11 protein-coding genes are annotated in these 13,051 nt (G+C 75.2%); 9 read left to right on the top strand and 2 right to left on the bottom strand.

The genetic code is table 11. From position 1 onward, the window contains the following. From J7523_RS08645 to J7523_RS08670, 6 genes are all read left to right on the top strand, one after another. A complete protein-coding gene (locus tag J7523_RS08645; RefSeq protein WP_291884973.1) occupies nucleotides 1-399 on the top strand; it encodes a cytidine deaminase in 399 nt (132 codons plus the stop codon). Beyond that, nucleotides 396-1,688, top strand: coding sequence for a thymidine phosphorylase (locus J7523_RS08650; protein WP_291884974.1), 1,293 nt, complete (start codon nucleotides 396-398; stop codon nucleotides 1,686-1,688). Before J7523_RS08645 ends, J7523_RS08650 begins: the two co-directional genes overlap by 4 nt. A gap of 80 nt (nucleotides 1,689-1,768) precedes the next feature. Then, complete coding sequence (locus J7523_RS08655; RefSeq protein WP_291884976.1) at nucleotides 1,769-1,999, top strand: hypothetical protein; 231 nt, start codon at nucleotides 1,769-1,771, stop codon at nucleotides 1,997-1,999. A 76-nt stretch (nucleotides 2,000-2,075) separates the two neighbouring features. Then, nucleotides 2,076-3,275: an adenosine deaminase gene (locus tag J7523_RS08660; protein WP_291884978.1), complete on the top strand. Its 1,200-nt coding sequence runs from the start codon at nucleotides 2,076-2,078 to the stop codon at nucleotides 3,273-3,275. A 33-nt stretch (nucleotides 3,276-3,308) separates the two neighbouring features. Further along, entirely contained in the window at nucleotides 3,309-3,995 is a 687-nt protein-coding gene (gene deoC, locus J7523_RS08665) for a deoxyribose-phosphate aldolase (protein ID WP_291884980.1), read from the top strand. Between the two features lie 232 nt (nucleotides 3,996-4,227). Then, nucleotides 4,228-6,513 (top strand): DUF6055 domain-containing protein, encoded by a 2,286-nt coding sequence (locus tag J7523_RS08670; protein WP_291884983.1) that lies wholly within the window; start codon nucleotides 4,228-4,230, stop codon nucleotides 6,511-6,513. 143 nt (nucleotides 6,514-6,656) lie between these two features. Here J7523_RS08670 and J7523_RS08675 read toward each other — a convergent pair whose 3' ends face one another. Beyond that, entirely contained in the window at nucleotides 6,657-8,504 is a 1,848-nt protein-coding gene (locus tag J7523_RS08675; RefSeq protein WP_291884986.1) for a phospho-sugar mutase, read from the bottom strand. Nucleotides 8,505-8,519: 15 nt separating this feature from the next. Then, nucleotides 8,520-9,356, bottom strand: a complete 837-nt coding sequence (locus tag J7523_RS08680) for a purine-nucleoside phosphorylase (protein ID WP_291884989.1) — start codon at nucleotides 9,354-9,356, stop codon at nucleotides 8,520-8,522. A gap of 53 nt (nucleotides 9,357-9,409) precedes the next feature. Between J7523_RS08680 and J7523_RS08685 the strand changes: the two genes are divergently transcribed. The 3 genes from J7523_RS08685 to J7523_RS08695 all read left to right on the top strand — a co-directional run bounded on the left by J7523_RS08685 (nucleotide 9,410) and on the right by J7523_RS08695 (nucleotide 13,050). Next, nucleotides 9,410-10,879 (top strand): NAD(P)H-quinone dehydrogenase, encoded by a 1,470-nt coding sequence (locus J7523_RS08685; protein ID WP_291884992.1) that lies wholly within the window; start codon nucleotides 9,410-9,412, stop codon nucleotides 10,877-10,879. Nucleotides 10,880-11,197: 318 nt separating this feature from the next. After that, entirely contained in the window at nucleotides 11,198-12,448 is a 1,251-nt protein-coding gene (locus J7523_RS08690; protein ID WP_291884995.1) for an MFS transporter, read from the top strand. Nucleotides 12,449-12,483: 35 nt separating this feature from the next. Then, entirely contained in the window at nucleotides 12,484-13,050 is a 567-nt protein-coding gene (locus J7523_RS08695; protein WP_291884999.1) for a TetR/AcrR family transcriptional regulator, read from the top strand. Nucleotide 13,051 lies beyond the last annotated feature (1 nt).

Below are 13,051 nucleotides of genomic sequence, written 5' to 3' on the forward strand. Positions count from 1 at the left end.
ATGACCGACGTCGACTGGGACGCCCTGCGGGCGGCCGCGACGGACGTGATGCAGCGGGCGTACGTGCCGTACTCGAAGTTCCCCGTGGGGGCGGCCGCCCTCGTGGACGACGGCCGTGTCGTCGTGGGGTGCAACGTCGAGAACGCGTCGTACGGCCTGACGCTGTGCGCCGAGTGCGCGCTGGTGTCGGGGCTGCACGTCTCGGGCGGTGGCCGGCTCGTCGCGTTCACGTGCGTGGACGGGCACGGCAACGTGCTCATGCCGTGCGGGCGGTGCCGCCAGCTGCTGTTCGAGCACGGCGGACCGCGCCTGCTCGTCGAGACCGTGAGCGGCGTCAAGCCGATGACCGAGGTGCTGCCCGACGCGTTCGGGCCGGCGGACCTGGAGGAGCGGAAGTGAGCGAGCAGTTCGACGCCGTCGACGTCATCGTCGCCAAGCGGGACGGGCGGCGCCTGACGGACGGCCAGATCGACTGGGTCATCGACGCGTACACGCGGGGCGTGGTCGCCGACGAGCAGATGTCCGCGCTCGCGATGGCGATCCTGCTCAACGGGATGGACCGCGCGGAGATCGCCCGCTGGACGGCCGCGATGATCGCGAGCGGCGAGCGGATGGACTTCTCGGGCCTGTCGCGCCCGACGGCCGACAAGCACTCGACGGGTGGCGTCGGCGACAAGATCACGCTGCCGCTCGCCCCGCTCGTCGCGGTGTTCGGCGTGGCCGTGCCGCAGCTGTCCGGCCGGGGGCTGGGCCACACGGGCGGCACGCTCGACAAGCTCGAGTCGATCCCGGGCTGGCGGGCCGCGCTGTCGAACGACGAGATGATGCGCCAGCTCGACGACGTCGGTGCGGTGATCTGCCAGGCCGGGTCGGGGCTCGCGCCCGCCGACCGCAAGCTGTACTCGCTGCGCGACGTCACGGGGACGGTCGAGGCCATCCCGCTCATCGCGAGCTCGATCATGAGCAAGAAGATCGCGGAGGGCACGGGCGCGCTCGTGCTCGACGTCAAGGTCGGGTCGGGGGCGTTCATGAAGGACCTCGACCGCGCCCGCGAGCTCGCGCGCACGATGGTCGAGCTCGGCACGGACGCCGGCGTGAAGACGGTCGCGCTGCTCACCGACATGGCGACGCCGCTCGGGCTGACGGCCGGCAACGCGCTCGAGGTCCGCGAGTCCGTCGAGGTGCTCGCGGGCGGCGGGCCCGCGGACATCGTCGAGCTCACGGTCGCGCTCGCGCGCGAGATGCTCGACGCGGCCGGCCGGCCCGACGCGGACCCGGCGGCGGCCCTCGCCGACGGGCGCGCGATGGACGCGTGGCGCCGGATGATCGAGGCGCAGGGCGGCGACGCCGACGCGACGCTGCCCGTCGCGAAGGAGACCGACCAGGTGCTCGCGACGAGCGACGGCGTGCTCGCGACCCTGGACGCGTACGCGGTCGGTGTCGCGGCGTGGCGGCTCGGCGCCGGTCGTGCGCGCAAGGAGGACCCGGTGCAGGCGGGTGCGGGCGTCGAGCTCCACGTCAAGCCGGGCGAGCCGGTCCGTGCCGGGCAGCCGATTCTCACCCTGCACACGGACACGCCGGAGAAGTTCGCGCGTGCCCGGGAGGCCCTCGACGGCGGTGTCGTCGTGGCGCCGGCGGGGACGGCCGTGGAGGTCGGGCCGCTGGTCATCGACCGCGTCGACGCGTGACGGCGCCCACCTGGCGACCCGTACCGGCACAGAGCACGATGGTCAGGACCGGCCACACCCACGACGCGGCAGGAGGAGCCATGAGCACCGTCCCCGGATCCGGCGCATGGCAGGACGCGGGCCTGGAGCCCGCCGTCCCCGAGCAGCCGCTGCGGCTCACGGACGAGCCCGACGACACCCCGACCGACCCCGAGGAGTACGAGCCCGGGTTCGCCCGAGCCGACCGCGAGGGGACGGCCGACGAGGCCGACGTGGTGGAGCAGGACACCGAGGTCCCGGTCGAGGACGACGACCCGGGCGACGTCGCATGACCGTGCCCCGCACCGCCGAGGCTGCAGGCGGGACCTGCTGCAGGACCCGCCGCAGGGCCGCAGGTACGGTGTCCGCATGACCCACCCAGAACCGACGGAACCGGCGAACCCGGCAGACGCCGCACCGCAGACGCCGCAGGACACGCCGGCCGACGGCGCGACCGACACCCCGCGGGAGGCCGGGACGGGCGCGCTCGTCGCGCTCATCCCCACGCTCCCGAAGGTCGTGCTGCACGACCACCTCGACGGCGGCCTGCGACCCGCGACGATCGTCGAGCTGGCGGCCGAGATCGGCCACGAGCTGCCGACCACGGACCCGGACGAGCTGGGCCGCTGGTTCGTCGAGGCCGCCTCGTCGGGCACGCTGGTGCGCTACCTCGAGACGTTCGACCACACCGTCGCCGTGATGCAGACGGAGGAGGGCCTGCGCCGCGTCGCCCGCGAGTCGGTGCTCGACCTCGCCGCGGACGGCGTCGTGTACGCCGAGCAGCGGTACGCGCCCGAGCAGCACCTGCAGCGCGGCCTGACGCTGCAGCAGGTCGTGGACGCCGTGCAGGCCGGGTTCGCCGAGGGCATCGCGGAGGCGGCCGCGCAGGGCCGTTCGATCCGGATCGGCACGCTGCTCACCGCGATGCGGCACGCCGACCGGGGCGAGGAGATCGCGGCGCTCACGATCGAGAACCGGGACGAGGGCGTCGTGGGGTTCGACATCGCCGGCGCCGAGGACGGCTTCCCGCCGTCGCGGCACGAGGCGGCGTTCCGGACCCTGGCCGCCGCGCACGTGCCGGCCACCGTGCACGCGGGCGAGGCAGCCGGCCTCGACTCGATCTCCGAGGCGCTGCACGTCGCCGGTGCGTGCCGGCTCGGGCACGGCGTGCGGATCGTCGACGACATCACGGTCGACGAGCTCGGCGACAAGCTCGGCCGGGTCGCGCACTGGGTGCGGGACCGGCGCGTGCCGCTCGAGCTGTGCCCGTCGTCCAACGTGCAGACGGGTGCGGCGGCCTCGGTCGCGGAGCACCCCGTCACGCGGCTCAAGAACCTCGGCTTCACGGTGACCGTCAACACCGACAACCGCCTGCAGTCCGGCACGACGCTCACGCGCGAGCTCACGCTGCTCGTCGAGCAGGCCGGCTGGACGCTCGACGACCTGCAGGACGTCACGGTGGCCGCGGCGGCGAACACGTTCCTCCACCACGACGAGCGCACGATCCTGATCGACACCGTGATCCGCCCGGCCTACGCGGCGGTGCGCGGCAGCCGGCACCGGGCCTGAGCCCGGGCCGGGAAGAACCTGAGAGGCAGAACGATGACCACCACCCCCTTCGACGCGGCGGCCCTGGCGCAGTACGTCGACCACACGCTCCTCAAGCCGGAGGCGACGACGGCGGACGTCGAGGCGCTCGTGGCGGAGGGGCACCGGCTCGGCGTGTACTCCGTGTGCGTGTCGCCGTCGTTCCTGCCGCTCGACCTCTCGCAGGCGCCCGGGCTCAAGGTCGCGACGGTGTGCGGCTTCCCGTCGGGCAAGCACCACAGCGACGTCAAGGCGACCGAGGCCGCCCGGTCGGTGCGCGACGGGGCCGACGAGGTCGACATGGTGATCGACGTCGGTGCGGCGATCGAGGGCCGGTACGGGGACGTCGAGGCGGACATCACGGCCGTGCGCGCCGCGACGCCGAAGCCCGTGGTGCTCAAGGTCATCATCGAGTCGGCCGCGCTGTCCGACGAGCAGATCGTCGCGGTGTGCCGGGCCGCCGAGGCCGCGGGCGCGGACTTCGTGAAGACGTCGACGGGGTTCCACCCGGCGGGCGGGGCGAGCGTGCACGCCGTGCGGCTCATGTCCAAGACGGTCGGCGGGCGGCTCGGCGTCAAGGCGTCGGGTGGCGTGCGCACGGCGGCCGACGCGCTGTCGATGATCGAGGCCGGCGCGACCCGGCTCGGACTGTCCGGCACGGCGGCGGTGCTGTCCGGGCTCGAGGCGGCGGAAGGGTACTGACGGCCTGAGCGACGGCCGAGCGGCCCCGGCACGGGCTGCGGCTCTCATCGGGTTCTCATACGCCGGGGGCGGCGTCACGTGTCACCCGTTCGGTCACTCCCGCGACGATTGACGCAGGCACCCCGCCCGGACGACAGTGGGGCGCGAAAACCAGCACCCCGACCCCCGACCGACCTCGACCCGAGCTCGACCGCGGCGTGCGCAGGACCCGACGGGAGGAGACGCACGCCGCATGGGCCGGATCCGACGCGGCACGCTCGTGGCCGCCGTCCTCGTGCCCGTCGTGGCGGCGGTCCTCGTCGTGACGACCCTGAGCCGCGCCGACGACCGCACGAAGGACGTCCGCGTGCCGTCCTCGTGGTCGGCCGTGTGGCAGCGCAGCCACACCCTCGAGGGCGACGACGTCGTGCTCGCCTGGGGCGACCTGGCGGGTGAGGACCCACGGAACGCACCGCCCGAGCTGCGCTTCGACCCGGCGGCCACCGTCGCCGACCTCGACGCCCTGTACGCGCTCGACGTGCGCGACCTGCAGGTCGCCGACGAGCGCGGCCCGGCGGGTCGGCACAAGATCGTCGTCCTCGCCGACGGGACCTGGTCCGGCACCGTGCCCGACGACCCCGAGATCACGCAGGCCGGCGGCGTGTCCACCCAGGGGCGTGCGGCGACCGGGACCGTCGACGACGGTGTCGGCCTGGTCCGCGCCGAGGTCTCCGCGCTGCGCGGGGTGTCCACGGCGTCGTGGGACCTGGCCCGGGGGTTCGCCGAGACCGTGCTGGGCTTCGCCGCGGACGGCGGGCAGGGCTTCGCGGCGGACGCCGACGACCCGTTCCGGGCGGCGAGCGCGGCGTTCCTCGCGACCGCGTCGTCGGACTCGGGCATCGGCGACCCGTCCGACCTCGTCCGGTCGCCGTCGCTGCCCTGGTCGAGCGCCCGGGCCGGCGACGGCGGCTGGCTGCTGCTGCAGTACCTCGCGGACCGCGACGGCGGCGAGCTGCTCGGACGGCTGTGGCGCGGCGCGCGTGACGGGGAGTCGCCGATCGAGACGTACCGGCGGCTGGCCAAGATCGACCAGGCGAGCCTCAACCGGCGGGTCGCCGAGTACGCGCTGCGGACCCTCACGTGGGACTTCACCCACCAGGGGCAGATCCTCGAGGGCGTCGCCGGTCTCGACCCGGTGCTTCTGGCGGGCAGGTCGACCCCGGTGACGCCCGTCCCGGACGACCCGGGCCGGTACACCGTGCTCGACGGGTTCGCGCCGTCCGACTACGGCTTCAACCTCGTGCGGCTGGTCCCCGACGCACCCCTGTCGACGATCCACGTCCGGCTGCGCGGCCACACCGGCGCGCCGGACTCCGGCTGGAGCCTCGGGATCGTCGCGCTGCGCGACGGCATCCCGCGGTACAGCCCGGTGGTCGAGGGGCAGGACGAGGAGGTGCAGTTCGCGCTGCGCGAGGGAGAGGACGAGGCGTACCTCGTGGTCGTCGGGACGCCGTCCGTGACGCACACGGTGACCGGCGGCGGCGGGTTCGGATCGACCGCGCGGTACCCGTACGAGTTCCGGGTCGCCGGGGCGACCGTGTCGCCGGGCGCCGCGGAGCCGGTCGAGGGCGGCCACGCGCACCCCAACGGCGGCGGCTGGGTCGACGACGACGCCACGGTCGACGACACCGCCTACGTCGGCCCGTACGCCGTGGTCCGCGGCGACGCGCAGGTGCACGGTTCCGCGCGCATCGAGGGCGCCGCGTGGGTCGGCGACGGCGCCGTCGTCACCGACCAGGCCGTCGTGCGCGACATGGCCGTGGTGCGCAGCGGTGCGCGGCTCGGCGGCACGGTCGTCGTGGGCGGTGACGCGGTCGTCGACTTCCAGTGCGCGGCGGGCACGTACGCGACGTTCGCGCCCGAGCGCGTGTGCGACGGCCTGCCGGGTCCCGTCGACGTCAACACCGCCGTCGCGCCGTTCCCGGCGGCCGACGTCGCGTTCGGCTCCCCGACGGCGCTCTCGACCGACCCGCCCGGGCCGGCCGACCCGGCGGCGCCGACCGCCGGCCCCGGCGTGGCCCCCGGCGGGACGACGGGCGGCGGGACCCCGCGCCCGGGTGCCACGGCCACGTCCCCTGGCGCGTCGCCCGGCACCCCGACCACGTCGCCGAGCCCCACGTCCGGCGTCGTCGAACCACCCGAACCCGTGCCCGCCGGGGCGTGCTCGGCGACCTACGTCGTGACCAACACCTGGCCCGCCGGCGACGGGTCGACCGCGTTCCAGGCGCAGCTCGAGGTCACCGCCGGCAGCGGCGGCGTGCAGGGGTGGGCCGTGTCCTGGCAGCTGCCCGCCGGGCAGCAGATCACGGCCGTGTGGAACGCCCAGCTCGGCACGAGCGGCTCCACGGTGACGGCCGAGAACATGTCGTACAACGGGACCCTGAGATCCGGCGAGAAGGCGGTGTTCGGGCTGCAGGGGGCCGGGCCGGAGGCCGTCGCGCGCAACGTCGCGCAGCTCACCTGCACGCGCACGCGCTGAGCGCCCCACCCCGGAGGGCGGGTGCTCCGCCTCGGCACGTCGCGCAGCCGACCGCCGCAGCGGACACGCCGAGGCGCTCGAGCCCTGCGCCGTCAGATGCCCCGCGCCGTCAGATGCCCTTCGCCGTCAGATGCCCAGCGCCGTCAGATGCCCAGCGCCGCCCGGACGTCCGCGGCCACCGCGTCCAGCCGGTGCCGGGCCGCCGACCGTGCGTGGCCGACGGCGGCGTGGTCCGCGTCGGGCGCGACCGGCTCGACGACCTCGAGGTAGCACTTCACCTTCGGCTCGGTGCCGCTCGGCCGCACCACGACGCGCGTCCCGTCGGCCGTGAACATCCGCAGGCCGGGCGTCGCGGGCAGACCGTCGCGGTCGTCGTCCGTGCCCGCGGCGAGGTCGACCACGGACGTGACGGGCGAGCCGCCGAGCGTGCGCGGCGGGGTCGCGGTGATGCGGTGCACGGCAGCGGCGATGTCCGCGAGGTCGACGAACCGCGCGGACACCTGGTCGGTGAGGTGCAGCCCGTGCGTCCGGGCCAGGTCGTCGAGCCGGTCCATGAGGGTGTGCCCGCCGGCCTTGAGCCGGGCGACCATGGTCGCGACGACGAGCGACGCCGAGATGCCGTCCTTGTCGTGCACGTGCTCCGGGTCGACGCAGTAGCCGAGGGCCTCCTCGTAGCCGAACACGAGGCCGTCGACGCGGCTGATCCACTTGAACCCGGTGAGCGTCTGGGCGTAGCCGACGCCCGCGTGCTCCGCGATCCGCCCGAGCAGCCGCGAGGACACGATCGAGCTCGCGAGCACGGCACCCTGCGTCTGGCCTGCGAGCCGGTCGACCGCCGCCGCGCCGAGCAGCGCACCGGTCTCGTCGCCGTGCAGCATGCGCCAGCCGTCGGCGCCCGCGGTGTCGGGACCCCGGTGCTGCCGGGCGCGGGGGTCCACCGTCGCGACGGCGCACCGGTCCGCGTCGGGGTCGAGCGCCAGGACCACGTCGGCGCGCTCGTCGGCGGCGAGGCCGAGCGCGAGGTCGATCGCGCCCGGCTCCTCGGGGTTGGGGAACGCCACCGAGGGGAAGTCGGGGTCGGGTGCCTCCTGCTCCGGGACGACGAGGACGTCCGTGAACCCCGCGCCGGCCAGCACACGCGCGGCGACCTCGCCGCCGACGCCGTGCAGCGGTGTCAGGACGATGCGCACGCGCCGCGCGGCCTCGAGGGCCTCCGGGCTGCGGTCGGCCAGCGAGAGCACGGACTCGACGTACGCGTCGACGATCTCGGGGCCGAGCACGGTCCACCCGGACTCCGCCCGCGGGACGGACGCGACCGACGGCACGCGCGCGATCTCGGCGGCGATCGCCGCGTCGGCCGGGGGGACGATCTGCGAGCCCTGACCGGCGTCGGTGACGACCCGGCCACCGAGGTAGACCTTGTACCCGTTGTCCTGCGGCGGGTTGTGCGACGCGGTGACCATGACCCCGGCGTCGGCGCCCAGGTGCCGGACCGCGAAGGCCAGGACGGGCGTCGGGAGGGCCCACGGCAGCACGAGCACCTCGATGCCGACAGCCGTGAGGACCGCGGCCGAGTCGCGGGCGAACTGCGCCGAGTTGTGCCGCGCGTCGAACCCGACGACGACGCGGGGCGGCGGGGTGATCCCGTCGAGCTCACCGAGGAGGTAGTCCGCGAGCCCGGACGCCGCCCGGATCACCACGGCTCGGTTCATCCGGTGCGGCCCGCCCCCGAGCCGGCCGCGCAGCCCCGCGGTGCCGAACTGGAGCAAGCCGCTGAACCGGTCGGCGAGCTCGGCCCGGGCGGCCGCCTGGGCGTCGATCGCCTGCTGCTGCGTCGGGTCGGGCTCCCGGCCCGGCGTGAGGCCGGCGGGGCCCCGGCCGCCCTGGGCCAGCAGGCGCCGCAGCTCCTCGGCCGTCTGCGGGTCCGGGTCGTCGTCGATCCAGGTCTGCACCCGCGCTTCGAGCGCGGTCCACGCGTCCTCGCCGGTCATGGGCCCAACGTACTGTCAGATGCGGCGAACCACCTCGGCGAGGAGGGCGCTGATCCGCGGTCCCGCAGCGATGCCCGCCTCGATGACCTCCTGGTGCGACAGCGGCACCGGGCTGATGCCGGCCGCGAGGTTCGTCACGAGCGAGATGCCGAGCACCTCGAGCTTGGCCTGGCGCGCCGCGATCGCCTCGAGCGTGGTCGACATGCCGACGAGGTCGCCGCCGATCCGGCCCGCCATCTGCACCTCGGCCGGCGTCTCGTAGTGCGGCCCGGGGAACTGCACGTAGACGCCCTCGTCGAGGTCGGCGTCGACCGAGCGCGCGACGTCCCGCAGCCGGGCCGAGTACAGGTCCGTGAGGTCGACGAAGTTCGCGCCCTCGACGGGCGACGTCCCCGTGAGGTTGATGTGGTCCTTGATGAGCACGGGTGTCCCCGCGCTCCACGCCGGGTTCAGGCCTCCGCAGCCGTTGGTGAGGACGATCGCCCGGCAGCCCGCCGCAGCCGCCGTCCGGACGCCGTGCACCACCCGGCGAACCCCGCGGCCCTCGTACAGGTGGGTCCGCGAGCCGAGCACGAGGGCGTGCCGGTCGTCAGGCAGGCGGATCGAGCGGATCGTGCCGACGTGCCCGACGACGGCCGGCGCGGCGAACCCGGGGATGTCGTGGCTCGGCACCTCGGCGACCGTCTCGCCGAGCAGCTCCGCGGCGCCGCCCCAGCCCGAGCCGAGCACGAGCGCGATGTCGTGCCGCTCGACCCCGGTCGCCTCGGCGAGGTGGATCGCCGCGTGCTTCGCGACGTCGAACGGGTCGGTCGCGGGGTCGTCGAGGTCGGGGCCGTGTGTGACGTCGCTCATGGTCGACAGGCTAGCCCGGGTGCCGGATGCGGACCGGGGCAGAATGGTCGCTTGTGACGACATCGAACGCGCCCGAGCAGGACCTCCAGTCCACCCGCGTGGTGATCGTCGGCGGTGGACCCGGCGGGTACGAGGCGGCGCTCGTCGCCCGGCGGCTCGGGGCGGACGTCACCGTCGTCGAGCAGGCCGGCCTCGGCGGCGCGGCGGTGCTCACCGACGTGGTCCCCTCGAAGACGCTCATCGCGACGGCCGAGTGGATGACGATCGCGGACCGGGCGCCCGAGCTCGGCATCCAGCTCGACGGGCTCCCGCTCGCCGGCGCCCCCGGCGAGGCCGGCGGCGGGCTGGGCACGCTCGTGCGGCACAAGATCGACCTCGCCGCCGTCAACACGCGCGTCAAGGCGCTCGCGGCCGCGCAGTCCGCCGACATCCGCGGCCGCCTGGACCGTGAGGGCGTCCGGACGGTGCTCGGGCACGGGCGGCTCGACGGCCCGCAGCGCGTCCTCGTGACCACGGCGACGGGGGACGAGCTCACGCTCGACACCGACGTGGTGCTCGTGGCCACGGGCGCGACCCCGCGGGTGCTGGCCGAGGCGGTGCCCGACGGCGAGCGGATCCTCACGTGGACGCAGCTGTACGACCTGCAGTCCCTGCCCGAGCGGCTCATCGTCGTCGGGTCCGGGGTCACGGGTGCCGAGTTCGCCGGCGCGTACACGTCGCTCGGCGCGGACGTCGTCCTCGTGTCGAGCCGCGACCGGGTGCTGCCCGGTGAGGACGCCGACGCGGCCGAGCTTCTCGAGCGCGTGTTCCGGTCGCGCGGCATGACGGTCATGTCGCAGTCCCGGGCCGCCGGTGCGCGGCGGACCGCCGACGGGGTCGAGGTCACGCTCGCCGACGGCCGGGTCGTGCAGGGGTCGCACGTGCTATTCGCCGTCGGGTCGGTGCCGACGACCGCCGGGCTGGGCCTCGAGGAGGCCGGCGTGCGGCTCAAGCCGTCGGGGCACATCGAGGTCGACAAGGTGTCGCGGACGAGCGTGCGCAACATCTACGCGGCCGGGGACGTCACGGGCGTGCTGCCGCTCGCGTCCGTCGCGGCCACCCAGGGGCGCATCGCGATGTCCCACGCGCTCGGCGACGCCGTCACGCCGCTCGCGCTGCGCGGGGTGTCGGCCAACATCTTCACGGCGCCCGAGATCGCGACCGTCGGGTTGAGCGAGGCCGCGCTGCAGGCGCAGGGCACGCACTACACGGTGAGCATGCTGCCGCTCGCGCGGAACCCGCGCGCGAAGATGCTGGGCGTGCGGGACGGGTTCATCAAGATCTTCGCCCACCCGGCGTCGGGGACCGTGCTCGGTGCGGTGCTCGTCGGGCCGCGCGCGAGCGAGTCCGTGTTCCCCCTGACCCTCGCGGTGACCCATCGCATGACGGCCGACCAGGTCGCCGAGGCCGTGACCGTCTACCCGTCGATGTCGGGAACGATCGCCGAGGTGGCGCGCATGCTCCACCACAGGTCGGAGGACTGAGGCGGAGGTCCGCGGAGGGACCGGGCCGCGCGGAGCGTGGCACGGGCCCGGAGCGGACCGGAGCCTCAGTCCGACCTCAAGCACGAGGACTGAGGCGGAGGTCGCCGGAAGGACCGGGCCGCGCGGAGCGTGGCACGGGCCCGGAGCGGACCGGAGCCTCAGTCCGACCACGAGCACAGGGACCGGCTCCTCGACGGGGCCGCTCTGCCTCGTTCCCGGGGAAGGGCGGCCTTCGCCGTGCCCGGGCCTTGACCACCTAGACAGATCGGTCTACCGTCACACCATTCGCTAGACAGACCGGTCTACCTAGGAGTCGCCGTGGTCCGTCGTCCCGCTCCCGCCGCGCACCTCGCCCTGCTGATCGCGGTCGTCGTGACGTTCCTCGCCGCCTCCGCGGCCCCCACCCCGCTGTACGCCACCTACGCGGCCACCTGGCACTTCGGGCCGCTCGGCGTGACGCTCGCGTTCGCGGTGTACGCCGTCGCGGTCCTCGCGGCGCTGCTGGTGCTGGGCCGGCTGTCCGACCACCTGGGTCGGCGGCCCGTGCTCGTCGCGGGCGCGATCGGGCAGATCGTCGCGGTCACACTCCTCGCGACCGCCGGCAGCTTCGACGCGCTCCTCGTCGCGCGCGTGGTGCAGGGCCTCGCGACGGGCGCCGCCGTGGGCGCGCTCGGCGCCGCGATGCTCGACGTGGACCGGGGCCGGGGCGCGCTCGCGAACAGCGTCGCCACCGGTGCCGGCACCGCGACGGGCGCGCTCGCGTCGGGACTAGTCGTGCAGTACCTGCCGGCCCCGACGCGCACGATCTACGTGGTGCTGCTCACGCTGCTCGTGATCGAGCTCGTCGGGCTGCTCGTGCTGCCCGAGACGGCGCCGCGCACCGCGGGGGCACGGGCCCGTGCGGCGGGCAGCCTGCGACCGGACGTCCGGATGCCCGCGGCCGTGCGTGGCCCGCTGCTGGGCGCGGTGCCCGTCGTGTTCGCGGTGTGGGCGCTGGCGGGCCTGTACGGGGCACTCGGTCCCGCGGTGCTGCGCGCGCTCACGGGGTCGCCCAGCGTGCTGCTGGGGGGCCTCGCGCTCGCGACGCTGGCCGGTGTCGCGGCCGTCGCCGGGGCGCTGCTGCGGGACGTGGCGCCCCGTCGCGTCATGCTCGTGTCGGTGGTCGCCGTCGCGGCCGGGGTGCTCGGCACGCTCGTGGCGGTGAGCACCGGCTCGGCGGTCGGGTTCTTCGCGGGGACGGCCGTCGCCGGGCTCGGGTTCGGTGCGGGCTTCCAGGGGGCCGTGCGGCTCGTCGTCCCGCAGGCTCGCCCCGAGGAGCGCGCGGGCGTCCTGTCGGTCCTCTACATCGTCGCCTACCTGGGGATGGGCGTCCCTGCCGTCGTCGCGGGAGCGCTCGTGGGCAGGGTCGGCGACCTCACGACCGTGGTCCGCGACTACGGCCTCGTGGTGCTGCTGCTCGTCGGGGTCGCGCTCGTCGCGCTCGTGCGGTCGCGTCCCGGGGAGCGAGCGGCGCTGTCACCCGAGCCTGCGGGCGAGCTCGCCGAGGCCGCAGGACGGCGTGCGCGATGATGGGTCGCGGTGCGACGGAGGGGAGAGGCTGGCCGATGGTGACGACCAAGGGCTCGGCGCGCGACCGGCTGCTCGACGCGGCGGACGAGCTGTTCTACGCCGAAGGCGTGCACGCCGTCGGCATCGACCGCGTGATCGAGCGGGCCGGTGTCGCCAAGGCGTCGCTGTACAACGCGTTCGGGAGCAAGGACGCGCTGGTCGGCGAGTACCTCGCACGCCGTCAGGACGGGATCCGGGCCCGCATCGAGACGGCACTGGCGCGCGGCGGCTCGCCCCGGGAGCGTCTGCTCCGCGTGTTCGACACGCAGGCCGAGGTCTTCTCCCGTCCCGGGTACCGCGGGTGCGCGTTCATGGCGGCGAGCGCCGAGGCAGAGCCGGGCGGCACGGTCGAGCGGCGCTCCGACGAGTACCGGGCCTGGCTGCGGGGCCTGCTCACCGAGCTGGCACGCGAGGGCGGTGCGCCGGACCCCGAGTCGCTCGGGCACCAGCTGCACGTCCTGTACGACGGTGCCGCGGTGGGCGCCCGCATGGACCGGGACCCGGGTGTCGCGAGCGCCGCACGGCGCACGGTCGAGGTGCTGCTGGACGCCGCCGGGGTCTGAG

Source organism: Cellulomonas sp. (assembly GCF_017744555.1).
Lineage (GTDB): Bacteria > Actinomycetota > Actinomycetes > Actinomycetales > Cellulomonadaceae > Cellulomonas.